Annotated in this window: 23 protein-coding genes, 1 tRNA gene and 2 pseudogenes; 10 read left to right on the top strand and 16 right to left on the bottom strand. The window is 70.6% G+C overall.

Annotated elements, in window-relative coordinates; translation table 11 throughout:
- Window positions 1–66: 66 nt before the first annotated feature.
- Window positions 67–1,137, bottom strand: a complete 1,071-nt coding sequence (locus ACGF0J_RS33915) for a winged helix DNA-binding domain-containing protein (protein ID WP_393152588.1) — start codon at window positions 1,135–1,137, stop codon at window positions 67–69.
- Window positions 1,138–1,679: 542 nt separating this feature from the next.
- Between ACGF0J_RS33915 and ACGF0J_RS33910 the strand changes: the two genes are divergently transcribed.
- Together ACGF0J_RS33910 and ACGF0J_RS33905 are read left to right on the top strand one after the other, a co-directional pair.
- Window positions 1,680–2,684, top strand: a complete 1,005-nt coding sequence (locus ACGF0J_RS33910; protein WP_393152586.1) for an endonuclease/exonuclease/phosphatase family protein — start codon at window positions 1,680–1,682, stop codon at window positions 2,682–2,684.
- A gap of 310 nt (window positions 2,685–2,994) precedes the next feature.
- Complete coding sequence (locus tag ACGF0J_RS33905) at window positions 2,995–3,150, top strand: hypothetical protein (protein WP_393152584.1); 156 nt, start codon at window positions 2,995–2,997, stop codon at window positions 3,148–3,150.
- 866 nt (window positions 3,151–4,016) lie between these two features.
- On the opposite strand, the gene ACGF0J_RS33900 is transcribed toward ACGF0J_RS33905, so the two are convergent.
- The 4 genes and pseudogenes from ACGF0J_RS33900 to ACGF0J_RS33885 all read right to left on the bottom strand — a co-directional run bounded on the left by ACGF0J_RS33900 (window position 4,017) and on the right by ACGF0J_RS33885 (window position 6,626).
- Window positions 4,017–4,265, bottom strand: a complete 249-nt coding sequence (locus ACGF0J_RS33900) for a hypothetical protein (protein WP_393152744.1) — start codon at window positions 4,263–4,265, stop codon at window positions 4,017–4,019.
- 20 nt (window positions 4,266–4,285) lie between these two features.
- Window positions 4,286–4,507, bottom strand: a pseudogene (locus ACGF0J_RS33895) (DUF4240 domain-containing protein); the annotation flags it as partial.
- Between the two features lie 257 nt (window positions 4,508–4,764).
- Complete coding sequence (locus ACGF0J_RS33890) at window positions 4,765–5,298, bottom strand: flavoprotein (protein WP_393152582.1); 534 nt, start codon at window positions 5,296–5,298, stop codon at window positions 4,765–4,767.
- Window positions 5,295–6,626 carry an XRE family transcriptional regulator gene (locus tag ACGF0J_RS33885; protein ID WP_393152580.1) on the bottom strand — a complete coding sequence of 444 codons (1,332 nt, stop codon included), beginning with the start codon at window positions 6,624–6,626 and terminating at the stop codon, window positions 5,295–5,297. Before ACGF0J_RS33885 ends, ACGF0J_RS33890 begins: the two co-directional genes overlap by 4 nt.
- Window positions 6,627–7,027: 401 nt before the next feature.
- On the opposite strand from ACGF0J_RS33885, the gene ACGF0J_RS33880 reads away from it, so the two are divergent.
- From ACGF0J_RS33880 to ACGF0J_RS33870, 3 genes and pseudogenes are all read left to right on the top strand, one after another.
- Complete coding sequence (locus tag ACGF0J_RS33880) at window positions 7,028–7,309, top strand: hypothetical protein (RefSeq protein WP_393152578.1); 282 nt, start codon at window positions 7,028–7,030, stop codon at window positions 7,307–7,309.
- Window positions 7,310–7,354: 45 nt separating this feature from the next.
- Window positions 7,355–7,534: pseudogene (locus ACGF0J_RS33875) on the top strand (GntR family transcriptional regulator); the annotation flags it as partial.
- 356 nt (window positions 7,535–7,890) lie between these two features.
- Window positions 7,891–8,055 carry a hypothetical protein gene (locus tag ACGF0J_RS33870; RefSeq protein WP_393152736.1) on the top strand — a complete coding sequence of 55 codons (165 nt, stop codon included), beginning with the start codon at window positions 7,891–7,893 and terminating at the stop codon, window positions 8,053–8,055.
- A gap of 51 nt (window positions 8,056–8,106) precedes the next feature.
- Here ACGF0J_RS33870 and ACGF0J_RS33865 read toward each other — a convergent pair whose 3' ends face one another.
- Together ACGF0J_RS33865 and ACGF0J_RS33860 are read right to left on the bottom strand one after the other, a co-directional pair.
- Entirely contained in the window at window positions 8,107–8,745 is a 639-nt protein-coding gene (locus ACGF0J_RS33865; RefSeq protein WP_393152576.1) for a hypothetical protein, read from the bottom strand.
- A 610-nt stretch (window positions 8,746–9,355) separates the two neighbouring features.
- A tRNA-Arg gene (locus tag ACGF0J_RS33860) sits at window positions 9,356–9,429 on the bottom strand.
- Between the two features lie 154 nt (window positions 9,430–9,583).
- On the opposite strand from ACGF0J_RS33860, the gene ACGF0J_RS33855 reads away from it, so the two are divergent.
- Both ACGF0J_RS33855 and ACGF0J_RS33850 read left to right on the top strand, forming a co-directional pair.
- Window positions 9,584–10,366 (top strand): phosphotransferase, encoded by a 783-nt coding sequence (locus ACGF0J_RS33855; protein WP_393152574.1) that lies wholly within the window; start codon window positions 9,584–9,586, stop codon window positions 10,364–10,366.
- Complete coding sequence (locus tag ACGF0J_RS33850) at window positions 10,350–11,291, top strand: cobalamin biosynthesis protein (protein ID WP_393152572.1); 942 nt, start codon at window positions 10,350–10,352, stop codon at window positions 11,289–11,291. Before ACGF0J_RS33855 ends, ACGF0J_RS33850 begins: the two co-directional genes overlap by 17 nt.
- Before the next feature lie 80 nt (window positions 11,292–11,371).
- Here ACGF0J_RS33850 and ACGF0J_RS33845 read toward each other — a convergent pair whose 3' ends face one another.
- On the bottom strand, window positions 11,372–12,064 hold the full coding sequence (locus ACGF0J_RS33845; protein ID WP_393152734.1) for a hypothetical protein: 693 nt from the start codon (window positions 12,062–12,064) through the stop codon (window positions 11,372–11,374).
- Window positions 12,065–12,085: 21 nt separating this feature from the next.
- Here ACGF0J_RS33845 and ACGF0J_RS33840 point away from each other — a divergent pair, with 21 nt between their 5' ends.
- On the top strand, window positions 12,086–12,253 hold the full coding sequence (locus ACGF0J_RS33840) for a hypothetical protein (RefSeq protein ID WP_393152570.1): 168 nt from the start codon (window positions 12,086–12,088) through the stop codon (window positions 12,251–12,253).
- On the opposite strand, the gene ACGF0J_RS33835 is transcribed toward ACGF0J_RS33840, so the two are convergent.
- Complete coding sequence (locus ACGF0J_RS33835; RefSeq protein WP_393152568.1) at window positions 12,229–13,791, bottom strand: ABC transporter substrate-binding protein; 1,563 nt, start codon at window positions 13,789–13,791, stop codon at window positions 12,229–12,231. The genes ACGF0J_RS33840 and ACGF0J_RS33835 overlap by 25 nt on opposite strands.
- A 163-nt stretch (window positions 13,792–13,954) precedes the next feature.
- Here ACGF0J_RS33835 and ACGF0J_RS33830 point away from each other — a divergent pair, with 163 nt between their 5' ends.
- Window positions 13,955–15,853 carry a nitrate- and nitrite sensing domain-containing protein gene (locus ACGF0J_RS33830; RefSeq protein ID WP_393152566.1) on the top strand — a complete coding sequence of 633 codons (1,899 nt, stop codon included), beginning with the start codon at window positions 13,955–13,957 and terminating at the stop codon, window positions 15,851–15,853.
- Complete coding sequence (locus ACGF0J_RS33825; protein WP_101787211.1) at window positions 15,846–16,202, top strand: DUF742 domain-containing protein; 357 nt, start codon at window positions 15,846–15,848, stop codon at window positions 16,200–16,202. The genes ACGF0J_RS33830 and ACGF0J_RS33825 overlap by 8 nt, the downstream gene beginning before the upstream one ends.
- A 3-nt stretch (window positions 16,203–16,205) precedes the next feature.
- Here ACGF0J_RS33825 and ACGF0J_RS33820 read toward each other — a convergent pair whose 3' ends face one another.
- From ACGF0J_RS33820 to ACGF0J_RS33790, 7 genes are read right to left on the bottom strand one after another with little or no spacing between them, the layout of a single operon-like run.
- Window positions 16,206–17,102 carry an ABC transporter ATP-binding protein gene (locus ACGF0J_RS33820; protein WP_393152564.1) on the bottom strand — a complete coding sequence of 299 codons (897 nt, stop codon included), beginning with the start codon at window positions 17,100–17,102 and terminating at the stop codon, window positions 16,206–16,208.
- Window positions 17,099–17,836 carry an ATP-binding cassette domain-containing protein gene (locus ACGF0J_RS33815; RefSeq protein WP_393152562.1) on the bottom strand — a complete coding sequence of 246 codons (738 nt, stop codon included), beginning with the start codon at window positions 17,834–17,836 and terminating at the stop codon, window positions 17,099–17,101. The genes ACGF0J_RS33820 and ACGF0J_RS33815 overlap by 4 nt, the downstream gene beginning before the upstream one ends.
- Window positions 17,833–18,672 carry an ABC transporter permease gene (locus ACGF0J_RS33810; protein ID WP_393152560.1) on the bottom strand — a complete coding sequence of 280 codons (840 nt, stop codon included), beginning with the start codon at window positions 18,670–18,672 and terminating at the stop codon, window positions 17,833–17,835. The genes ACGF0J_RS33815 and ACGF0J_RS33810 overlap by 4 nt, the downstream gene beginning before the upstream one ends.
- Window positions 18,669–19,685, bottom strand: a complete 1,017-nt coding sequence (locus tag ACGF0J_RS33805; protein ID WP_393152558.1) for an ABC transporter permease — start codon at window positions 19,683–19,685, stop codon at window positions 18,669–18,671. Before ACGF0J_RS33805 ends, ACGF0J_RS33810 begins: the two co-directional genes overlap by 4 nt.
- Before the next feature lie 4 nt (window positions 19,686–19,689).
- A complete protein-coding gene (locus ACGF0J_RS33800) occupies window positions 19,690–21,306 on the bottom strand; it encodes an ABC transporter substrate-binding protein (RefSeq protein ID WP_393152556.1) in 1,617 nt (538 codons plus the stop codon).
- A 23-nt stretch (window positions 21,307–21,329) separates the two neighbouring features.
- A complete protein-coding gene (locus ACGF0J_RS33795) occupies window positions 21,330–22,868 on the bottom strand; it encodes a hydantoinase/oxoprolinase N-terminal domain-containing protein (RefSeq protein WP_393152554.1) in 1,539 nt (512 codons plus the stop codon).
- Window positions 22,865–23,929, bottom strand: coding sequence for a DUF917 domain-containing protein (locus tag ACGF0J_RS33790; RefSeq protein WP_393152552.1), 1,065 nt, complete (start codon window positions 23,927–23,929; stop codon window positions 22,865–22,867). Before ACGF0J_RS33790 ends, ACGF0J_RS33795 begins: the two co-directional genes overlap by 4 nt.
- Between the last annotated feature and the right edge of the window lie 265 nt (window positions 23,930–24,194).

Genomic DNA, 24,194 nt, shown 5'->3' with positions numbered 1-24,194 from the left:
ATCACTGGCCGCCCACGCGTCCCGCCCCATCCTGCGGCGCGGGACGCATGAACGGCCGTTCCGTGATCAGGCCATCTTGGCGATGCGCGCCCCGACGAAGGGCAGCATGCCTTTCGCCTCCGCGAGCACCGCTTCGGGGTCGGCCAGCGGCCGGAACGGTGAGACGAACACGGTGTCGTCCTTCAGCGTCCAGACGCCGCGGACGAAGCCGTCCACGAGGAACGTCGGAACACCGCCCGAGGCCGCCGGGGCGATACGCCGGCGATCCTCCTCGCTGATGATCCGCCGCCGGTCCCGGTGGCCGAGCAGGACGTTGTCGAAGGCGGGCAGGAAGCGCACCGGCGCCGGCCATTCGGGGTCCGCGAGCGTCGCCTCGGGTATGTCGAACAGTTCTTCGCCGTCCTCGTTCCGGTAGACGCGCAGGCGGGGCCGGAGCCCCTCCATCACCTCGCGCAGGCGCGTCACCCCGGCCCAGGCCTGCACGTCCATGACGCTCGCCGGCCCGAACGCCGCCAGATAGCGCACGACCATGGTTTCCAGCCGCCGCTCCGCGGCCATGGGGATGCCCGTCCATTCCTCCGCGAGGGCCACCTCGATCGACGACCGGTTCTTCCACTTCCCCCAGACGCCGGCCGCCGCCCCGTGGACGAGCGGGTGCAGCAGTTCCACCGCGTCGGCGAGCCGGCCCGCGTGGCGTCCCGGGAACCGTTCCGCGAGCAGCCGGCCGAGTTCGCGCCGGGTCAGCATCCGGCCGCCCAGCAGTTCACGGCCGGTCCGCGCCAGCTCGCCGAGGTCGAGTCCGTCGATCTCCCGCGCGTAGAAGGCGTGCCGGAGGGCGACGCTGACGACGGGCTCGACCGCGGGCCGCAACCAGGCGAAGTCATGGGGACTCATCAGGTGCACGGTCCTGCGGATCGCGGTCGAGCGGACGACGCCGCGATCGTGGATCAGCGTCTCCAGGTGTTCGTGCCGGAAGCCGTGGACGCGTGTCCACAGCCCGACGTACGGCCAGTTGGGCTCCTGCCCCTGGACGGCGACCAGGTGCCGGATCACGTCCAGGGGCGGACGCGAGGTGCGGTCCAGCAGGAACTGCCGATCGAGAAGCGTACGGTTGAGGGTGCGCTGCGTGAGGATCAATGCTCCGCCTCCGTGAGACTGCCGGCAGCAGGTCGCCCGTGACCTCGCCGCTGATCACCACCGACGACGAGACCGTCGGTGCCTCCATTCTGCCAGAACGGAATACTTTATTCCAATCGGACTGGTTGGCGCGGGACGGTGCCAGAAGAGCGGCTCGGATCAGGCGGGGAACAGATCCGGCAGCAGCCGGTGAGCGTCGGCGCGGGCAGCCGCCACGCCGTCGACCGGAGCGGAGGACGCGGGCCAGCGCAACGTCGTCCCGGCACAAGTCACGGGCGGTGCGACGAAGGGTGCCGCTCGTGCGGCGCGTCGGCGTCGACCGCCGTGAGCGAGAACTTCAACGGCATGGCCGTACGACGAACACGGCGGGCTCTTCGTCGCGGCGCGCCCGCACGATGCGGACCGGAGCCGGAGCCGGAGTGACGGGCAGCGGAACCGTGTGTGAAGTTGCTCGATTTAGCCTAGTCATTTTCATAAATGGACGCTAGCCTCTCCTCAACCACATTCACCTGCCCCAATGGCAACATGTGAGGAGCAGTACTATGTCACGCGTTACATGGGTGGCGGGCGGGCTGTCCGCCCTCCTCCTCGCCGCCGTCGCTGCCACCCCCGCGCACGCCAAGCCCGTGGCGGACGACGTCAGGGTGCTCGCCTGGAACATCTGGCACGGCGGCAAGGACCCGGCCGTTGGCGGCGAGAAGAACCTGCCGCTGCTGATCGACCAGCTGGTCGACATCTCGCCCGACGTCTTCCTGGCCGTCGAGACGTACGGCAGCGCCGAGGAGATCCGTGCCGGGCTGAGCGCCGGAGCGGGGAAGGGCGACTACACCGCCACCCGGATCACCTCGAGGTCGGCCGACAACCTGTGGATCTTCACGCACTACCCGATCACGCAGGCCTACCCGAAGCCGGTCGGCGGCATCATCAACGACTTCTACTTCGGGGGCATCCGCGTCAAGCTGCCCAGCGGCCGGGAGGCGAACTTCTTCGACACCTGGGTGAACTACTCCGACCCCTGGGTCGGCGACATGATCGACGCCAACGCGGCGGCGGTCAAGAAGGGCGAGCCGAAGCCGTACTCCGACGAGGACGTGGTAAAGGCCGACACCACCGTGCAACTGCCCCAGGTTACCGACATCATCAAGAACCACCTGCCGACCATGCTCGCAGGCAACACCGACCCGGTGATCCTGGGGGGCGACCTCAACACCTTGTCCGCCGCCGACTGGACCAAGGGCAGCGCCCACTGCCACTACGGCCTCTCCTACGATCTGCAGGCGACGGATGTGGTGACCGACGCGGGGTTCGTCGACACCTACCGCGCCGCCAACCGTAACGTGTGCAAGTCGCCCGGCAAGACCTGGAGCCCTCAGCCCGACTATGACTACATGATCACTAAGGACCGCATCGACTTCATCTTCGCCAAGGGGCAGGGGGTGAAGGTGCGTGACTCGTTCACGGTCGACGACCGGCTACCCGCCCACCAGCCCGGCAAGTTCTACTCCGACCACGCCGCCGTGGTGACGGATCTGGAGATCTCGCACTAGCCCCGTTTCCCGCACGGAGCCCGGGATCAAACGAATGCCGGCCAACGCGTCCCGTCTGAGCTGTCCGGTCGGGATGGAGGGCCGGTCGGAGTACAACCCGTCGACTGTGGTGGCGCCGCAATCTGCTCAGGCAGCGTCACGCCCGTACCTGTCAGAGGACACGGCCGGGCCGTCCACCCACCGTGCGCTCCATCCGCGCGCTCACTCTGCGGCTGGTCCGAGAGAACCCCTGTACCGCGTCAAAATGCAGCCGCGATGGCTCTGGCCTGTGGTTTGACGGAGTCCGTCCCTGCAGGCAAGATCGCGTCGTGTGCTTGTCCGCCTGCTCTATCTGATCGCGCTTCGAGTGTTCGGCTGGCTGATGTTGCTGGGCCGCAGCCAGGCGTCGAAGGACGCGGAGATCATGGTGTTGCGTCATGAGGTGGCGGTGCTGCGGCGCATGGTTGGACGCCCGCGGCCGGACTGAACCGAAGGTGTTGCGCCCTCCTCAGACTCGCCCGAAGAGCCTACGTCGGGCTACTCGGACCGCGCGCCGTGAGCACCGCCGCGCCAACGCCGAGGAATGGGAGATCGCGCGGCAGCGAGGTTGGCTGCTGGACGTGGAGGTGGAAAAGCTATTGCCACTGGTGAACAGTGCCGGGGGCAATAGGCTACCGGTCCTCGGGCAGCTCGACCCGTGGGCGGCCACCGTCATCGATCGCCGCGACCTACCCCTGCTCGATGCTGACCTCGATCGTGTCCCCAAACGATCTTCATGGGCGTTCGCAGGCGTCCGCCACCTCCTCTGGCGGCATCCTCACTGCAAGTCTCCGTTCGCCGCAGTTCGTGATCGTCCGTTCCAGTGGCTCCCAAGGTGGCTCCCAGAAAGCTCGGTGAATCACCTGCTTGCCACTCGGTCAGCCGCACCAAGCAATGTTGGCTTGTCCAGGTCGATGGCGGACGAGATGATCATGATCCGTTACTCCTGCAACGCCGTCGGAAGCGAGCACGCCTGCCACGTCCTTACCTGAGCGCGTACATCTCCATCGGAGACAGACAGGCCATGTTCGGATGATGGCCATTACCCTCTTGATCAGAGGGTTACTACAAGGGCAACGAGCCGGAAATCCTGGCAGCCATCGAAAGAGCAGCAGTCAATCCCGAAGCGCTGGTGATCGTTTGGGCATGGGTGGACGGCTCGAGGGCCTAATAATGCCGATCCCGGCAGCACTAGCGCGGATTCCTGCGTTACCTCGCCCGCCACCTCAACAACCTACGAACCTCAGGTCCGCGCGGCGATCATCCCGGAGCCGGAGCGGCCCCGCCGGAGGCTTTTGGTTTGTCCCCGCGGATTCATTCGGCAGAAGGATCGGGTATTCCGCCCCAGTAGCTCATGATGCGCGGAAATCTGCGTGCGAACTCTTCTTCGCCGATGGGGCTCGGCTGCTCATCACGCATTTTGTACCAATCTTCACCCAGGCCGGTACGCGCATGTGCTTGGTCGTGCAGCGTGGCCAGTTCCAGGCCGGTGCGCTTCGTGTACGGCTCGGAGGCGACGTATCCGAGCGATTCAAATTCGGGGTCCTCCTCGTTGGTCCACAAGCGGGTCGGCGGAAGTACAGGAAGCCGTCGTCTGAGCCCAGGGGGAAGACGGCGTGGTAGGCCACCCATAGGTCCCAGGTGTTGGCTTGGTACTCGCAGATGTCGAGCCACTTCTGAAAGTCGATGATGTCATCGACTGGGAGGCCGCTGATGCGTTCCTCCAGCCACTTCAGGCGGGCTTTCCTGGTGCTGGTTTCCCGCCGGGACCGTTCGATGAGGGCCCAGAAGGCATCCGCGTCCATGGGCGGATCATGGCATGGACGACCAGCTCTGCCCAGATAGCTCGTGCGGCGGTGCGCCGCCGAGGTCGGCGCGTTCCGTTGCTGCGGCGGGTGCGTGGTACGGCTACGGCCCGGGCCGCCGCCGACCGGGACCGGCCCCCAGGCCGCACGCCGGTCGGCGGCGGCGGGCGGCGGGCGGCGGGCGGCGGGCGGCGGGCGGCGGGCGGCGGAGGGCCGGGTACGGCGGCGCGGCGCGCCGCCGCCTGATACCTAACAGATCAATTCGGCAAGTTCTCCAGTCCTGCAGCCCAGGGGTAGCTGTCGATGCGTTCCGCTCCGGAGCTTGGCGGGTGCGGCTCGAACTGGTCTGGGCCGAGCAGGATGCGGATGCCTTCGGCGCGGAGCTGGTCGACGCTGCGCTGGAACGGTGTGCGTGAGGCCAGTGCTGTGTTGACGAAGGGCAGGATCACCACTGGGATGCCGAGTCCGGGGGCTTCGGAGAGCAGGCCGAGGGCGTAGGTGTCGGCGATGCCCTGGGCGAACTTGTTGATGGTGTTGTAGGTCGCGGGGGCGACGATGATGGCGTCTGCTCGGGGGGGCTTGGGTTCGTGGGGCTTGCGGTACTGGCTGCGGACGGGGCGGCCGGTCTGCTTCTCCAGTTCGGCGACGTCAATGAAGTCGAGTGCCGACGGGGTGGCGATGATCTGGACGGTCCAGCCGGCGTCTTGGGCGAGGGTGACGAGGCGTCCGACGTCGGGGGCGGGGCCGGCGGCGCAGACGATGATGTAGAGGACCTTGCCGAGTTGGGTCACGCGATGACTCCCAGGGTTGCCGCGTACTCGCGGGCTTCACGGCGGACGCTGATCGGGGCGGTTGCCAGGATGTCACGTACCAGCCGGAGGGCCGCCGGGCGGCCGGTGATCTCCTCGGGGGCGATCTCGCCTGCGGCGCGCAGGATGTGCAGCGCCTTGTCGTGCTGGTTCCACATGAGGAACGCGCGGGAGGTGTCGAGCAGCAGTGTGGCCTTGCGTTCGTTGATGGGGAGCTTGTCCAGTTCGACCTGGCGGGCGTAGTCGATGGCGGTGCCCGCGTCGCCGAAGCGCAGGGCGACGTTGACCCGGTGGCACAGGACATTGTTGGGGCCGAACGCGGTCCACATGTGGTTGGCGTCGTGGCCGAGTCGGGTGCCGGCCTCTGCGGCTTCGTCGAGGAGTTCGGCGGTGTTGTGCCGGTTGCCGGTGTTGGCGGCGGCGATGGCTCCGCGTAGCAGCAGGGACCCGTAGATGGACAGGTCGTCCGAGGAGGGGGCGGTGAGGTCGGCGTCCATGCGTTGGGCTGCGCCGCGTGCGTTGTCGGTGGCGGCGCGGTGGTGTCCGCCGTCCATGAGGGCGTGGGTGATGATGCGGGAGCTTGAGCCGATCATGAGCGGGCTCTCGCTGGCATGAGCGGCTTGAACGCTGCGGTCCGCGGCAAGCCATGCCAGGCCCTTGTCTTCCTGCTTGAGCAGGATGGAGGCGGTCACGTGGTACGCCTCGGCGCACAGGGTGTGAGCTCGTAGCCGGTCGTCGCCGTGCAAGGATGCGCAGGCGGCGCGGAGCCGGCGCAGAAGGACCGGCAGCTTGGCGGTCACTTCGGCGTATCGGCACGCCTGGTAGTTGCGTTTGGCGGCGGCGACCGCGCTCGCGAGTGATTCGAGGTCGATGGGGCCGTCTGCGGGAGTGGAGTAGTCCACGAGTACGGCGGCGATCCGCTCGATTTCCTGTTCCGCGCTTTGGGCGGGTTCGGGCTGGGACAGTACGGCGCTGAAGAGGGCGGTTCCAGTGAGGCCGACGAATTCTCGACGTCGCAGGTCCTTTTCGTCCTCGCCGAGTCCTACAAGCGTCGCGGCACGAAGCGTGTTTGTGATGCTTCCGGCCGTTGTGTGGGCGTTTGCGGGTGTGCGTGTGCGTTTGGTGGGGGTGAAACCCAGGTCTTCCGGGTCAAGGTGGGTGACCTCCGTCAACGCCAGGCGATATGGCTCGCGGGGCCATGTGACCTCGCCCGCTTCCCATCGGCGTACGCGCTCCTCGTCGCAGGCCAGGTTGTGCTTGATCCCGCTCTTGGAGAGGTTGACTATTTTCGCCATTTCGGCGCGGGTCAAACCGGCCTGCTGTCGCCAGTTCCGAAGTCGCTCATTAGGTGTCGCTTCCGGCATTTCTGGCCTGCTTTCCGAGCGGAGATCGAAAAGGGGTTAAGAGGGGGGCTTATCAGCGGGTCCCCTCATTCTGCTTTGCCGGTGGACTTGCCATCAATCAATAACGTAAGTGAAGCGGGCTCCCGCCGTAGGAAGTACCGAACGACTCGCGAGGAGAGGGCGACGGTGACCCGGCCAGACGAGAACAGCGAGGCAAGGCCCTGCCCTGCGCGTCGGGGACGCGGTTACAAGCTCAAGAGCTCGCGCCGCTCTCTCCTGATCGACACCGGCGGGGAGGAGGCGGAACGGAATGAGGAGCGCAAGTGTCTCGACTGCCTCGGCGACGGCCAGGGCGAAGGGAGCGGGAGATGAACTCCGTCATGCAGGCGGCCATGGTCGGCCTCGGGCAGCAGGAGGAGGCGAACGCACTCATCCGCCTGCGGGACCGGCTGGCGACGCGCGGCGTCAATGCTGAGCTGCGCGACAACAACAGTGCGTTGATGGTGCGTCGGCCGGAGCCGGGGCTGCCGGTGTGGGTGTTCGTCGGGTACGGCGGCGCGTACTACTCGTGGCAGCACGCGGAGCGGCGTCATCCGGTGGATGACGTGGAGGGGGCGGCGGACGTCTTGGCGACCTACGTCGCCAAGTAGGAGACGGGCGGGGCGGTGACGGCTCCCGTTTCTGGAGGGGGACGGATGTATGCACAGCTTGTGCAGGCCCTTCAACGGCGTATCGAATCGGGAACCTACCCGCCCGGCTCCATGCTCCCCAGCGAGCACCAGCTCATCCAGGAGTTCAGCGTCTCCCGGCCCACCGTCGTGGCAGCGCTGCGAGTGCTGCGTGAACAGGGTTGGATCGAGTCCCAGCAGGGCAAGGGCCGCTTCGTGCGCGGCCGACCCGCCATGGCCACGGTGGAGTCCAACCGCCCCGGACAGGCATACCTGACCAGCCCGGAGACCGACGCCCCCGGTGAGCTGATCGAGGCCGCTGCCGTGGCCCTGCCCAACCGGGTCGCGGTCCTTGCTGAGCCCAAGAGCAAGGCGTTCCTGCGCCGCCGCCTGGTCGTCCGCGAGGGCGAGCCGAGCGAGCTGGTGTCGCTGTGGCTGCCGTTGGAGCTGTCGGAGGGTACCGACCTGACCAGCGGCGAGCCGTTGCCGCAGGGCATCCGGCAGCATCTGCAGTCCCGCAAGGGCGTCCGCTTCGATCACATCGTGGAGAGATCACCGCGCGCATGCCCACCGCCGCCGAGGCCAAGCAGCTCGGCATGCCCAAGAACGTGCCGCTTCTGGCGGTGTTCGGGGCTGTGCGGGACGCCTCCGGCCAGCCGCTGGTCGTGGTGGAGGTACTGCTTTCGGCCGACCGTCATGAGCTGGAAGACGCCTACCCTGTCGCGTAAGGAGCCGTCACCGGCGCTCTTCGGGCCGCCGCAAGCCGACCATGTGTAGCGTCAGGCAGCTTGCGGACCGTCAAGGAAGAAGGCTTCGATCTGCTTCGGCACAGAGAAGTCCGCAGCGCAGGCTGGGCACGTCGTGTGCCCGAACAGGTAAGTCAGGTGCTCGGCGGCCGCGGTTTGCCCGGCCTTGACAGCCATGCGATGCAGCCGGGATGCCAGCAACTGGAGGTCGGCAGGCTTCGCCGGGCGGATACCTGTCAGCGTCGGCCCCTTGAAGTTGAGCTTTCGCACACTTTCATGTGGGTCACGACGGCGAGTGCCGGGGGTGGAGCTGTGGGAGAGGTCGATCTCCAGATGCTCGGAGCAGGATGGGCAGATGACGTCGTGGAGATTCGGGAGTAGGCATTCGCTCCACACCGGTACGCCCTCGAAGGCAAGCAGGTCCTCCAGCGGATAGAGGTAGTCGTGTTCGTCGCCCTCGAACGCCTCCTCCGTCAGGTGGCGCTGAACGATCCGCTGCAGCTCGTCGATCTCGGCTGGGTAGCGCTTACGGCAGTATCCCGGTTGGTGAAGCTGCGTTTCCCCGGCGACGATACGGCCGGCCAACGAAATCGCTGCCCGCTGATCGCCGGGCATGCGGCTGCTGGCAATGTCCGCCAGAACAGGCAGGGCGGCAAAGCTTGCCGGGTACACGGTTCCCTGGTGGCAGAGGCTGGACCAGAGTTCATGCCAGGCGTTCGCGGCCAGCTCCGGATCCGCGACCTCTTCGAAGAGTTGCGGGACATCGGCCGCGGCACCGTAGGCGTGGCCGTGACCAATCTGTCGACATGCCCACGATCATCCCAGCGACGTCTGGGGGTGCACTACGCATCCGTGCGGACGCCGGCTCTTCCGCACGCGCACAGGCGGCGTGATCTCGGGACCGGGCGTACGACAAGTCGGGCAGGAGGCTCGCGCGTATGCCTTCACACCCAATCAGGTCGCCTCTCCCCTGGCGGGCAGACCGTCCGGCCTCCGGCACGCGGCCGTCTCGCTCCGGCTCAACGCGGGCGTGCCCGCTGCAGAGGCCGCGGAACGGGCGGGACACGGCGTGGACGTCATGCTCCGCGTCTACGCCAAGTGCATCGACGACCAACGAGATGTCGCTAACCGGCGCATCTTGGAAGCACTCGCAGCGTGACCCACAACACCCAGCAGGACCCTGGGACATCTCAGGCTCACAGCGGCCTCTCACCGCCTACCGCGTCACGACCCGGGTCATGCAAAAGACCAGCTCAGACGATGTTTGAGCTGGTCTCGGTCGCGCGCCCTGCAGGATTCGAACCTGCGACCGTCGGATTAGAAGTCCGGTGCTCTATCCAGCTGAGCTAAGGGCGCTCCCGCCTTATTGTGCATGATCCGGCGAGGTGTCACGCACACGTTCTCACGGCGACAGGGTGCCGGGCCCGTCCGGGCTGCCTGGTGGACGGCCGGTTACGGTCGGCGGAAACGCCAGGCGGCAGCGGTACATATGGGGCTAAGGTGTCTTGGCATGGTCGCGACGCTCCTCCATGAGATCCCTCTTCAGGGCGGGGACGTGACAGACGGGGTGGTGCGTGTCGGTGACACCGTGCGCAGGCCCGTCGGCCCGTTCACCCCTGCCGTGCACGCCCTGCTCCGCCATCTTGAGGCCGCCGGTTTCGAGGGGGCGCCACGGGTGGTGGGCGTGGACGAGTTGGGCCGCGAGGTTCTCACGTATCTGCCCGGGACGACGGGGTTGCGGGCGGCGGTCGTCGGGGACGAGGCGCTGGCGGGGGTGGCGGTGCTGCTGCGGGAGTTCCACGACGCGACCGCCGGGTTTCCGCTGGAGCGGGGCGGCTGGCAGGCCGGGTCGAACGACGACGCGCCGCCCGAGGTCGTCGGGCACTGTGACGTGACGCCGGACAACGTGGTGTTCCGGGACGGGCGGCCCGCGGCGCTGATCGACTTCGATCTGGCGCGGCCGACGACGCGGCTGTTCGACGTGGTGACCGCGGTGCGCCACTGGGCGCCGATCGCCGATCCGGTGGACCGGCATCCGCTGCTGCGCGGGCTGGACGTGGGGGCGCGGCTGCGGTTGTTCTGCGACGCGTACGGCGTGCCGCCGCGTGACCGGCGGCGGCTGCTGGAGCTGGCGCGGCTGCGTTTCCACCGTTCGTACGACGTGATGCGCGACCGGGCCGCGACCGGCGGCGGCTGGGCGCGGATGTGGGCCGAGGGGGCGGGGCAGCGCATCCGCCGGGCCGCCGCGTGGCTGGACGCGCAGGAGGAAGAGCTCCGTGTTCATCTGGTCTGAGCGGGCCCGTTCGCGGGCCGCCGGCATCGCCGCGGGGGTGCTGGTCGACGCGCTCGTCGCCGATCCGCGGGCCGGCCACCCGGTGGCGCTGTTCGGCCGGGCGGCGGCGGGGATCGAGCGGCGCCTGTACGGCGACGCGCGCCCGAACGGCGTGCTCCACGTGCTGGTGTGCGTGGGCGGCGTCACCGGTGTCGCCGTGGCGGCCGAGCGTGTACGGCATCCGGTGGCGCACGCGGCGCTGACCGCCGCGGCGACGTGGGCGGTGCTGGGCGGCACGACGCTGGCGCGGGAGGGCGCGTACCTGGCGCAGGCGTTGGAGGGCGGTGATCTGGACCGGGCGCGGGCCCGGCTGCCGCACCTGTGCGGGCGTGACCCGTCGGAGCTGGAGGCCTCCGAAGTGGCCCGCGCGACCGTGGAGTCGCTGGCCGAGAACACCTCCGACGCCGTCGTGGCCCCGCTCTTCTGGGGCGCGCTGGCGGGTGTCCCCGGGCTGCTGGCCTACCGGGCGGCCAACACGCTGGACGCGATGGTGGGGCACCGTTCGCCGCGGTACGAGAGGTTCGGCTGGGCGGCGGCGCGCCTCGACGACGTGGCCAACTTCGTCCCGGCCCGGATCACGGGTCTGCTGGCCGTGGCCGCCGCCCCCGACCGGCGCCGGGCGCTGGCCGTGCTGGCCAGGGACGGTCACCGGCATCCCAGCCCGAACGCGGGCCGGTGCGAGGCGGCGTTCGCCGGGGCTCTGGGCGTCACGCTGGGCGGCGTGAACGTCTACGCGGGCCGGACCGAGCACCGTCCCGAGATGGGCGACGGCCGCGGGCCGGAGGTGTCGGACATCCGCCGCGCGGTGCGGCTCACCCGGGTGGTGAGCTGGGCCGCGGCCGGGCTGGCCGTGGCGGCCGCCTGGTCCCTGGGGCGGCGCCGGTAGGCGGGACCGGCCGGGCGGGTCGCGGTGATCCCGCCACTGGTGCGGGCGGGTCGCGGTGATCCCGCCGCCGGTCCGGGCGGTCACGCCGGGATGGGGCGCTCGACTCCCACGGTGATCTCGTTGCCGAGCTTGTGGTCGCCGAGCAGGTCGAGCGAGTCGCCGCTCCAGAACCTGCCCGGGTCGTACCAGTGGGGGCGGCGACCGGCGGGCAGCAGGCCCATCTCCTCGTAGGTGAGGGCGACGACCTCGGCGCAGTAGGCGCTCTCCAGGGCACGTTCCTCCAGGGCGCGTTCCTCCAGGGCACGTTCCTCCAGGGCACGTTCCTCCCGGTCACGGCGCGGCAGCGGGAGCCGGATCTTGGGGACGCGGCCGCGCGCCCACCGGGCGGCCAGGCGGGCCGTGCTGGGGAACGGGGTGCCGTCCAGCCGGGCGACCGTGCGCAGCGCGGCGTCCTCCATCTCGGGGGTGGCCTGGGGTTCGAGCTGGCGCAGCCAGGCGCGCTGGCCGTAGCGGTTGGCCCAGACGGTCACGGCGTCGCGCAGGTCGTGCAGCTGCACTCCGCGCCGGTGGGTGCCCGACCACAGGTCGAGCAGCGATTTGCCCAGCTCGGCGTGCCACATCATCGGCGGCAGGTCCTCGACGACGACGGCCATGCCCACGTGGTTGACGGGACTGTTGGTCATCGTCTGGATCGCGCGGTCGGGCACGGAGCGTCCCCGGAAGACCCACAGGTCGCCGGTCCGGGTCAGCGCGACAGCCTCATCGAGAGTCAGCACGCTCGCTAGCCTAGGCACATGCGTTGGTGGAAGGTACTCGGGCTGGCCGGGGTGGCGGGTGTGGCGGCGACGGGCGTGGCGATCGCGCGGGCCGAGCGGCGTCGCCGCGCCTACACTCCCGAGGAGATCAGGGTTCGGCTGCGCGAGCGGCTGGCGGAGCGTCAGCCCGAGGGTCGCAACCCGTAGACGAAGACGACGTCGGGGTAGGCGGGGTTGTCGTCGTAGCCCTGGACGCCGCCGAGGTAGGCCCGCTGGTAGTTGACCACCCAGGGCAGCGCCGCGGCGGCGTGCCGGTCGAGCACGCGGTCGGTGGCCTCGGCGAAGGCGCGCTCGGCGGCGGTCCGGTCGCTGACGGTCAGCTGGGGCAGGCTGTCGATGATCTTGTCGGTGGCCGGGTCGTCGAGGTAGGTCAGGTTGAAGATCGTCGGGTTCTGGCTGCGGAAGACGTTGCCGAAGTACGAGTAGCCGTCGGCGTAGTCGGGCCACCAGTACATGACGAAGATGTCCTGGCCGCGCTTCTTGCCCCGGTCCCACTGGGCGGTCCACGGCATGGCCCGCGCCTCCAGCGTGACGTTGAGCGGCTTGAGCGCCATGGCCAGCCGGTTGACGAGCAGTCGCTGGTCGGTGTCGCCCTCGGCGTAGGTGAGGCTCAGGCGCAGCGGCCGGCCGCCGGGGCCGTATCCGGCCCGCCGCAGCAGCCGCTCGGCGCCCGCGAGGTCCTGCCTCGGCACCCGGTCGGGGACGTGCCCGATCAGGCCTTCGGGCACGATGCCGCTGGCGGGTGAGACGGCGCCTCTGAGCAGCTTGACGATGCCGCGGTAGTCGACGGCCTGCTGCACCGCGCGCCGCACCCGCACGTCGGCCATCGGCCCGCTCGCGGTGTTGAACAGCAGCATCGCGGTCTGGAACGACGGTCGTTGCGAGGTGCGCACGCCCGGCGTCCGGGTGGCCCGGGCGTACAGGCGGGGGTTGAGCCGTTCGACGAACCCGGCTTCGCCGCGCAGCAGCATCCGCCAGGCGCGGTCGGGGTCGGGCACGACGCGGTACCTGACCGTGCGGTAGTGCGGGCCGGACCAGCCTCCCCAGTAGCCGTCGTACGCCTTGAGGGTGAGCTCGTCCTCCTTGCCCTTGCGCCAGGACGCCACCGTGTACGGGCCGGAGCCGGCGTCCCTGCCGCCGCGTAGCCAGCCGCGCAGGTCGGCGGCGGCCTGGGTGTCGTAGATGTAGGCGGCGTAGCCGGCGGAGGCGACGAGGTCGAGCGGGACGGGGTACTTCAGCGTGAAGGTGACGGTGTCCGGGTCCTCGGCCCTGATGCCGGCGACGGCGTCCCAGATGTAGGCGGCGCCGCCGCCGACCTTCATCGTGCGTTCGATCGACGCCTTGACGGCCGACGCGTCGAGGGGCCTGCCGGTGTGGAAGGTCACGCCGGGGCGGAGGGTGAACGTCCAGGACCGGCCGTCGGCGGACGACCGCCAGGACGTGGCGAGCCGGGGCGCGGCCTTGCCGGTGACCGGGTTCCAGAAGGTGAGCGTCTCGTAGACGTTCTGGAAGGCGATGATCTCGTTGGAGTAGGAGGTGGCGGGGTCCCAGTCGGTGACGACGTCCAGGTTCTGCACGATGACGAACGCGGACTCGCCGCGGGGGGCCTGCCGCACCTGGGCGGGGGCCGAGCACGCGACGAGGGAGAGCAGCAGGGCGGTGGCCGCTGCGAGTCGACGGCGCAACGCTCTCTCCCTCGGTGGTGGACGTACGCCGGAAACCTACTAGATGATCAACGCCACAAGCTCAAAAGTCCCGAAAAATTAGGACTTCCAGAGATCGAATTGCTATTCTCATGCGTTGTCCCGTCCGGGGTTCGCCAGCAGGGGACCGACCGGAAGAGGTGCCATGGGTCGCAGCCGCACGATCCGACTGAAGATCATCGGCCTGCTGCTGGTCCCGCTTGCCTCGATGGTGGTGTTGTGGGGTGTCATCACCGCCGTCACGGCGAGCGAGAGCTTGGAGTTGCGGCAGTACAAGACGCTCTGGACGAACCTCCGGCACCCCGCCGACCAGCTCACCACCGAGCTCCAGCGCGAGCGGCTGGCCTCGGTGAAGCTGCTGCGCGGCAAGAGCACCCCGGGAGTGCAGGAGCTCGCCGCCCAGCGCGCCCGCACCGACGCCGCCGACGAGCGGTTCAGGCAGTTGTCCGCCCGTTCGATGCACACTTCGGAGGCGATCAGCACGCAGGTGGACGTGGTGGTGACGCAACTACAGCGGCTGGACGCGATCAGGGGTGACATCGACACCGGCCTGTCCGGCCGGCTGCAGGTGATCGAGGCGTACAACGCGATCGCCGACGCGCTGTTCGGGCTGCACAAGCGGGTGGCGTTCATCGACGACATCCCCCTGTACGAGCAGTCGCGCGTCGTCATCGACCTGGGGTACGCCCGGGAGCTGCTGAGCCGCGAGCAGGCCATCGCCGCGGGGCCGGCCACGGCCGCCGAGCGCCGCCTGTTCACCCAGCTCGTCGGCAACCGGCGTTTCCTCATCGACCAGGCGCTGGGCGAGCTGGACCCGGGCCTGCGGGAGGTCCAGGTCTCGCTGATCACCTCGCCCGGCTACCAGCGGCTGCGGCTCATGGAGGACCAGATCATCGCGGGCGGCGCCCCGCGGTCCTGGCTGGCCGCCAGCGAGGCGTTCAGCACGTCGTTCCAGGAGGCGCAGACGCAGGCCGGCGCGCTGCTCACCGAGCGGGCCGAGCCGGTGGCCGACGCGGTGCTGTGGCGGGCGTTCGTGCTGGCCGGCACCTGTTTCGTGCTGGTCATCGTGTCGATCGCGTTCTCGCTGCGGATGGGCACCCGGCTGTCGAAGGAGCTGGGGGCGCTGCGCGAGGCGGCCCTGGAGGTGGCCGCGAAGCGGCTGCCGCAGGTCGTGGAGAAGCTGCGCCGGGGGGAGGCGGTCGAGGTGCCCGAGCTGTCAGTCGCCACCACGACCGCCGAGATCGGCGATGTGGGACAGGCGTTCTCCACCGTCCAGCAGACGGCCGTGGAGGCGGCGGTCGGCCAGGCGCAACTGCGCGACGGCGTCGGCCACGTCTTCCGCAACCTGGCGCGCCGCAGCCAGACCCTGCTGCACCGCCAGCGCATCCAACTGGAGGACATGCAGCACCGGGCCACCGACCCGGAGGCCCTGGACGACCTGTTCCGGCTGGACCACCTGACCACCCGCATGCGCCGCCACGCGGAGGGCCTGATCATCCTGTCCGGCGCGACGCCGGGCCGCGGCTGGAGCAAGCCCGTGCCGATGCTCGACGTGGCCCGGGGCGCGTCGGCCGAGGTGGAGGACTACCAGCGGGTCATCGTCGAGCCGATGCCGGCCCAGCGTCTGGCCGGACCCGTGGTCGGGGACGTGATACACCTGATAGCCGAGCTGATCGAGAACGCCACCGTCTACTCGCCGCCGCACACCCCGGTCCAGGTGCGCGGCGAGGTGACGGCCCGCGGCTTCGCCTTCGAGGTGGAGGACCGCGGTCTCGGGATCGGCGCCGAGGAGCTGGCCGGCCTGAACGAGCGGCTGGCCAGCCCACCGGAGTTCGACCTGGCCGACAGCGATCGGCTCGGCCTTTTCGTCGTTTCCCGCCTGGCCGCCAGGCATGACATCCGCGTGACACTGCGCGGTTCACCATATGGAGGGACCACTGCCATCGTGCTGATCCCGGCAGAACACGTGAGCGATCCGCCGGCCGAGCCGGAGGACCGCCCGAAGGAACCTGTCCGTCCGATGCGGGTGGTGCAGGGTGAGTGACGAGCGCTGGCTGGACGAGGACGCCGGTCCGATCGTCCCGGCCTACCTGCTGACCAAGGGCCGTACGGTGCCCGCGAGCGAGGCCATCGACCTCATCGCGGTGATCATCACGGCCGGTGGCCTCACCCCGCCCGTGGGGCTCGGCCCCGAACACCTGATCATCCTGCAGAAGTGCACCACCCCGACCCGGCTCGTCGACGTGGCGGCGGAGCTCAACCTGCCCATCGGCGTGGTCCGGGTGCTGGTCGGCGACCTGCACCAGCAGCAGCTCGTCCAGGTGGAGCTGCCGCCGCCCGCGCCGTCCGCCAGCGTGCTGCTGGAGGTGATCAGCGGCCTGAAGGCGCTGTGACGCTCAACGGCCCGCCAGGACCTCCTCGGCCCGGTGGCAGGCCACCCGCCGGCCTCGTACCTGCCTGAGCGCGGGCCTCCGCCCGCACTCCGCCACGGCCAGCGGGCAGCGCGCGCGGAACGGGCAGCCGCCGGGCTCCCCCGCCCCCGCCCTCGCCTCCGCCTGCTCCTGCCGGGCCGCGACCCGGGGCGGCTCCCCGCCGAGTCTGGGCGCCGCGTCCCGCAGCGCCCGCGTGTAGGGGTGGGCCGGCGCGTCCAGCAGCTCGGCCGTGGGTCCCGACTCGACCACGCGGCCCGCGAACAGCACGTACGACGCGCGGCAGAGCCGGCCGACCACGGCCAGGTCGTGGGTGATGAGCAGCCGTCCGGTGTCGAGCCCGGCGAGCAGGTCCAGGATCCGCGCCTGCACGGTCACGTCGAGGGCGCTGGTGGGCTCGTCGAGGACGAGCAGCCGGGGCCCGGCTGCGAGCGCCCTGGCGATCACCACGCGCTGGCGCTGGCCGCCGGAGAGCTGGTGCGGCCTGCGACCGGCCAGCTCGGGGTCCAGGCCGACCTGCCGGAGCAGATCGGGTACGCGCCGGCGGTCGGCCCGGGGAAGGGCCTCGGCGACCGAGGCGCCGACGCGCATGCGGGGGTCGAGGGCCTCGCCCTGGAAGACCGGCTGGACGTCACGTCGGAAGCGCCTCATATCCGCTTTTTTCAGGTTCTGGTCGCCGTACCAGATGTTTCCTGACATGGGGGTGAGGAGGCCGAGGAACGCGCGCGCCAGCGTGGTCTTGCCCGACCCGCTCTCCCCGATCAGGCCGACACCGCCCTCGGTGATGTCGAGGGTGACGTCGTGGACCACGGGCGTGCGTCCGTACCCCAGCGTCACCCCCTCGGCCCTCAGCAGCGTGCTCACGGCAGCGCCTCCAGCAGCTCGCGCGTGTACGGATGGGACGGCCGCGCCAGCACCTCGGCCGCCGGGCCCGCCTCCACGACCTCGCCGTCCTTCATGACGAGCACCCGGTCGGCGACGGTGGAGACGAGGGCGAGGTCGTGCGAGACGAGGAGCACCGCGAGGTCCCGCTCCTCCCGCAGGCGGCGCAGCACGCCCATCACCTCCGCCTGCACGGTCACGTCGAGCGCGCTGGTGGGCTCGTCGGCCAGGACGACCTCGGCGCCGAGCGCGATGGCCAGCGCGATGGCGAACCGCTGCGCCTGCCCGCCGGAGACCTCGTGCGGGTAGCGGCGCAGCAGCTCCGGGTCCAGCATGACGGCCGCCATCGCCTCCCGCGCCACACGGTCCGGCCCGGCCACGCCGTGCAGGCGCAGGGCGCGGCGCATGAGCACGCCGAGGCGGGTCGTGGGGCTGAGCGCGGCCTGCGGCGCCTGCATGACCAGCGCCACGCGCGCGCCGCGCAGCTCGCGCAGCCGCCGCTCGGGGGCGCGCAGCACGTCCACCCCGCAGACCCGGACCGTGCCCGAGACGCGGGCTCCCTCGGTCAGGCCCAGCAGCGACAGCAGCGTGGTCGACTTGCCCGACCCGCTCTCCCCCACGATCGCCACGCACTCCCCGGCCCGCACGTCCAGCTCGGGGACGCGGGCGACGGTCCGGTCCCCGTAGCTCACCCGCAGGTCGCGTACCTCGATCACCTGACCACCACCCTGCGCGGATCGAGCGCCTCGCGCAGCCCCTCGCCGACGAGGTTGAACGCGAACGCCGTGAGCATGATCGCCAGCCCGGGGAACGTCACGACCCACCAGTTCGTGGTGAACAGGGTCTGGCTCTGCTGCACCATCAGCCCCCACTCCGCCGTCGGCTCCTGCGCGCCCAGACCGAGGTACGACAGGACCGCCGCGGTCAGGATCACCCCGCCGGCGTCCTGGGAGAGATGGACCAGCACGGGAGTGAGGGAGTTCGGCAGGACGTGCCGCAGCACGATCAGCGGAGCCGGGACGCCCAGGCAGCGGGCGGCGTCCACGTAGGGGCGGGTGGCGACCGAGGCCGCGACGGAGGCGGCCAGGCGGGCGTACCACGGCCACCAGGTGACCGCGATGGCCACGACCACGGTGGTCACGCCGGGCTGGAGCACCACGGCCAGCGCCAGCGACAGCAGCAGCGCCGGGAACGCCAGGAACACGTCCGTCACCCGCATGATCGCGTCCCGGACCCAGCCCCCCGCGTAGCCGGCGACCACCCCGAGCAGCACGCCGGCGGTCGCCGCGACGGCGAGCACGGCCGCGGCGATGAACAGCGACGTCCGCGCGCCGTACAGCACCCGGGTGAACACGTCGCGGCCCACGCTGTCGGTGCCGAACCAGTGCGCGGCGCTCGGCGGCAGCAGGTGGTTGTACGGGTCCGGCTCGTCGGCCGGGTACGGCGCCAGCCAGGGCGCGAGCAGGGCCGCCAGCACGATCAGGGCGAGCAGCGCCGCGCCGAGCACGGCCGGCCGGTCCCGCAGCACGCCCTCCTTGCCGCGGCTCCTCATCGCGGCCGCGCCCTCGGGTCCACCACACCCTGCAGCAGGTCCACCAGCAGGTTGGCGAGCACGTACATCAGCGCCACGAGCAGCGTGACGCCCGCGATGGCCGGCGTGTCGAGGTGGCGGATCGACTCGACGGCGTACCTGCCGAGGCCCGGCCAGTTGAAGACCGCCTCCACCAGGAAGCCGTTGACGATCGCGTAGGCGAAGACCAGGGCGATGAGCGAGAGCACGGGATTGAGCGCCGGCCGCAGCGCGAACCTGGTCAGGATGGCCGTCTCCCCGAAGCCGAGCGCCCGCTCCATGCGCGCGTGGTCCTGGCCCGACTCCTCGATCAGCCCCGCCCGGGTCATCTGCGCGATCACGCCGGTCGGGTACGCGGCCACGACGAGGGCGGGCAGCACCAGGTGCTCCAGGGTGCTGGTGAGGATGGGCCAGTTGCCGGTGATGAGGGCGTCCACGACGGTGATGTTGGTCCAGAGGGTGAGCGGGCTCGTGGTGTCGAGCGCGGGGTCGTACTCCCCGGCGACCGGCAGCCAGTCGAGGTGGCCGGCGAAGACCGTCTGCAGGGCCAGGGCCAGCCAGAACACCGGGACGGAAACGGCCAGCATGCTCGTCACCCGCACCCCAATATCCGGAAATTTCCGCTTATAGCGGGCGGCGAGCACCCCGACCGGGACGCCCACCACCACGGCGCCGAGCAGCGCCGCGCCCACCAGCTCCAGCGACGCCGGGAACGCCACGTACAGGTCCTCGACGACCGGCTGCCGGGTGCGCAGACTGGTCCCCCAGTCGCCGGTCACCAGGTCCCTGACGTAGTTCCAGAGCTGGGCGGGCAGCGGGTCGTCCAGCCCGAACCGCTCCCGCGCCTCCGCGAGCTGCCCCGGCGTGGCCTTCGGCCCGGCGAAGGCCACCGCCGGGTCACCCGGCACCATCCGCATGATGACGAACGTCAGCCCGACCACACCGGCCACGACCAGCAGCGCCTGGCCGAGCCGGCGGGCCACGTAGCGCGGCACGACCTCAGCCGGCGGGCTTGAGGTCGTGGAAGAAGACCACGTTGGGATAGGCCGGGTTGTCGGCGTACCCCTCCACGTCGGCCGACAGCGCGCGCTGGTAGGTCTGCACGTACGGCACCGCCACCGCGGCCTCCTCCTGAAGGATCTTCTTCTGCAGGTCGGCGTACGCCGCGTCGGCGGCCAGCGCGTCGGTGGCCGTGAGCTGCGGCAGCGCGTCGATGGCCCGGTCGACGCCGGGGTTCTTCAGATAGGAGAGGTTGAACTGCGGCTTGTCCGCGCTCCTGAAGACGTTGAGGAACCACGAGTAGGCGTCCGGATAGTCCGGATACCAGTACATGACGAAGATGTCCTGGCCCCGCTTCTTGCCGAGGTCCCACTGGGCGTTCCAGGCCATCGGCTTGGCCTGCAGCGTCACGTTCAGCTTCTTGAACGTCGAGCTGAGCAACGTGACCAGCAGCTTCTGGTCCTCGTCGCCCTGGGCGTAGGTGAGCGTGAGCTTGAGCTCCTCCAGGTCGGGGCCGTAGCCGGCGGCGTTCAGCAGCTCCTGCGCCCGCGCGAGATCCTGCCGGGGCTCCATGCCGGCGACGTGGCCGAGCAGGCCCTGCGGGACCAGGCCGGAGGCCTTCGTCCCGGCGCCCTTCAGCGCCGCGACCAGGCCGTCGTAGTCGATGGCGAGCTGCAGCGCCTGCCGGACCTTCACGTCCTTCATCGGACCGGACACGGTGTTGGGCAGCAGCAGGAGGTTCTGGAAGGACGGCTTCTGCGCGGTGCGCACGCCCTCCGTCGTGCCGGCCTGCTCGAACAGCTGGGGGTTGAGCCGGGGGACGAAGTTCACCTCACCCTTCTGCAGCAGCTGCCAGGCGGTGGTGATCTCCGGGGTGACGCGGAAGCTCACCTTCCTGTACTGCTCGGGCTTCCAGCCGCCCCAGTAGTCCTCGAACGCCTTCAGCGTGAGCTCGGTCTCCTTGCCCTTCTGCCACGTGTCGATCGTGTACGGGCCGGTGCCGGCGTCCTTCGTGCCGTCCTTGAGCTCGTCGGCCACGGACGTGTCGTAGATGTGGGCCGCGTACCCGGAGGAGGCGACGAGATCGAGCGGCGCGGCGTACTTGAGGGTGAACTTCAGCGTCGCCGGGTCCACGGCCTCGATCCTGTCGACCGAGCCCCAGATGTAGGCGGCCCCGGAGTTGACCTTGATGGTGCGTTCGATGGCCTTCTTGGCCGCCTCGGCGTCCAGGGGCGCCCCGGTGTGGAACTTCACGCCCTGGCGCAGCTTGAACGTCCACTCCTTGCCGTCGTTCGCCGAGGTCCATTCGGTGGCCAGGCGCGGCTCCGGCTTGCCGGCCTCGGCGTTGTAGCGCGTCAGCCCCTCGTAGATGTTGGCCATGGCGATGATCTCGTTGGAGTACGAGCTCGCCGGGTCCCAGTCGGTGACCACGTCCAGGTTCGGGGCGTAGACGAAGGTGGCGTCGTTGGCCTGGGCCGCCGCCGACGACGGGCTGGTGGTGGTGCTCGGCTGGGGAGTCCCGCCGGCGCCGCGCACCTGACCGCCCGCGCATGCGGATGCGGCCATGGCCACGGCGCCGGCGACTCCGGCGACGAGCAGTCGCTTGTGCCAGCGCATGGATGAGGGTCCTTTCGATGTCGTCACCGGGCGAGAGGTCCGGCGGCCTTGACGTGTACCCGCACGGCGGGCTCGGAGAGGTAGCTCAACGGCACCTCGACCAGGTCGACGATCTCGACCTGCGCGGCGTCGGCACCCGCGGCGACGGCTCGCGCCGCGGCCTCCTCCTTGGCCCTTTCGATCGCCTTTGACCGGCTTTCGCCCGCAGGCAAGATCGTATCCACTCTGCCGCTCGCCAGCGCGATCGCGGCGCCCACGGCGTTGGCCACCTCGGCGTGTTCCGGACGGACGACGCGGCTCACCCCGGGGATCTCCGGCGCGAGCAGGAACGCCCCGCCGCCGACCGCCACCAGCGGCCGGTCCCCACGGCCGAGCGCCATCCGGTCCACGGCGTCGGCCACCATCTCGTCGGCCCGCGCCACGGCCGCCCGCATCAGGCCGTCCAGCCGGAACGTCTCCGGCCGGCCCGGCAGCCCCGGCGGCGTGCGGCCGGCGGCCACCGCCGCGTCGGTCATGGTCACCGTGCCGCCGCCGAACACGAGCGCCTCCTCGGTGATCCGGTATCCCACCGAGTCGGGGCCGACGCCGTGCTCACGGACCACGCTGCCGCCGCCCAGCGCGATGGCCAGGATGTCCGGCATGCGGAAGTTGGTCAGCACACCGCCGATCTCCACCGCCGCCGCCGACTCCCGGGGGAACCCGCCCGCCAGGACGCCGAGGTCCGTGGACGTCCCGCCCACGTCGGCCACGACCGCCTCGGCCACGCCCGACAGGAACGCGGCGCCGCGCAGCGAGTTCGCCGGGCCGGAACCGATGGTCGCCACCGGCAGGCGCGCCGCGTGCTCCACCGTCATGAGCGTGCCGTCGTTCTGGGCCAGGTACGGCCTGGCGGCCAGCCCGCGCTCGGCCAGCGCTCTGACCAGCGCCTCCACGACGTGGGCGGCCACGCCGTACAGGGCGGCGTTGAGCACGGTCGCGTTCTCGCGTTCGAGCAGCCCGAGCGAGCCGATCTCGTGGCTGAGCGAGACGGGCAGCCCGTACTCCCGCCGCACCAGCTCCGCGACCTCCCGCTCGTGCCCGCCGTCCGCCGGGCTGAACACGCCGGTCACCGCGACCGCGTCGGCTGCCGTCCCGTCCAGGAAGCGGCGGATCGCGTCCCTGTCCAGCGGGCCGATCTCGCGCCCGTCGACGTAGTGCCCGCCGGGCACCACGGCCTCCCCGGCGCAGACGGCCTCGCGCAGGTCGGCGGGCCAGCCGGACAGCGGCGGCACGGACGTGGTGGCGGGCGCGCCGAGCCGGAGCACGGCGACCCGGCCGAGGTTGCGGCGTTCCAGGACGGCGTTGGTGGCGTGGGTGGTGCCGAGCATGACCCGCGACACCCCGCCCGCCGCGGCTCCCGCCTCGGCCAGGACGGCGTCCAGCGCGGCCCGCAGCCCCTCGGTGACGTCGGGCGAGGTCGGCCGCTTGGCCTTGGCGACCACCCGGTCGGCGGCGTCGAGGACGACGGCGTCGGTGTTCGTGCCGCCGACGTCGATGCCGACACGCAGCGCTCCCTCGATCACGTCGTCAACTCCTCGACGGGCGCGTAGTCCAGGTCGTAGCCGAACGCCCGCGGGCCTGCCGTCTCCAGCCCCTTCGGCGTACGCCAGAGGGGGTCGCACGGCCAGGCGAGCACCGTGACCCGCTGGCCGTAACGCAGCGCCTCGGTCTGGATCGCGGCGGCCGTCTCGGTGTCGACCACGGTGATCAGGTCGGGCACCATGGCCCTGACCCGCCCCTCCTCGACGGCCACCAGGTTCTCGTTCTGCAGCTCCAGGGTGAGCCGCCGGCCACGGTCGCCGCCGGTGCCCTCGATCGTGGCCGTCCCCCTGACGAATCCGCCGGTGGTGCGTCGCTCGACGTCGGTCAGCTTGCCGCTGATCAGCCGGGCCGCGCCCAGTTCGTCCCGCAGCGCCCGCAGCGGTTCGGCGACCCCCACGGTGGCCCGTCCGATGGCCAGCGCCCGCGACACCGTCCCCTCGATCAGCGCGCCGTTCGCCCGCTCGGCGGTGAGCACGTAGTCGGCCATCAGCGCGTGCGAGCCGGCGGCGACGCACACCGCCCGCGCCAGCCGCTCGGACCACAGGCCGTCCACGGGCCGGATGGTCACCACGTTCCCGGCCACATCCGCCATGATCACCAAGTCGGCCGGCAGCCCCGCCACGTACATCGAGACCATCTGCACCTCGGGGAACGCCCGGCCCATGCCGTCGGCGTCCAGCAGCGGCAGGCCGAGCTGCGCGGCCCAGGCGACGGGCGCCACGCCGTTCGCGCCGCCGATCTCCGACGACATGACCGCGTCCGGCGGCCGGCCGAAGATCCGTTCGACCTCCTCGGCGATCCGGCGCGGCTCCTCCTCGCCGTGGATCATCTCGTGGCTGACGGTGGGCGCCCCGATGCCGGACAGCGGCACGACCAGCGCGTCACCGGCCAGGTCCCGCGGCCGGACGAGCGGCACCGCCCCGTACTCCTCGATGGCCCGGCGCGCCGCCAGCGCGCCCGTCCGCACGTCTCCCCCGCCCCCGGTACCCAATACGGCACATCCCCGGGCAAGATCCTCAACATCCCCTAAATCAATCTTCATATGGCGACACAACCAAGCACATGCCACCTGGTTTCGCTAGTCCGACATGAGGGACCGAGCCGACTTATCGCCGCGAACTTCCGTTTCGCCGACCGCCGTCGCCCCGGGCTGAGACCCTGAACCCGCCATGCCCGAACCCCACAAGGCGCACCGCACCACCGGAGCCGACCAGACGAACCGAGCCCACCACACCCTTCCAGTCGACCCGCTCCTCCCAGTCGACCCGCTCCTCCCAGCCCGCCGGAGCGGAGGGACCCGCGAGACG

Source organism: Nonomuraea sp. NPDC047897 (assembly GCF_043204415.1).
Taxonomy (GTDB): domain Bacteria; phylum Actinomycetota; class Actinomycetes; order Streptosporangiales; family Streptosporangiaceae; genus Nonomuraea.
This window is presented reverse-complemented; position numbering and strand designations above follow the sequence as displayed.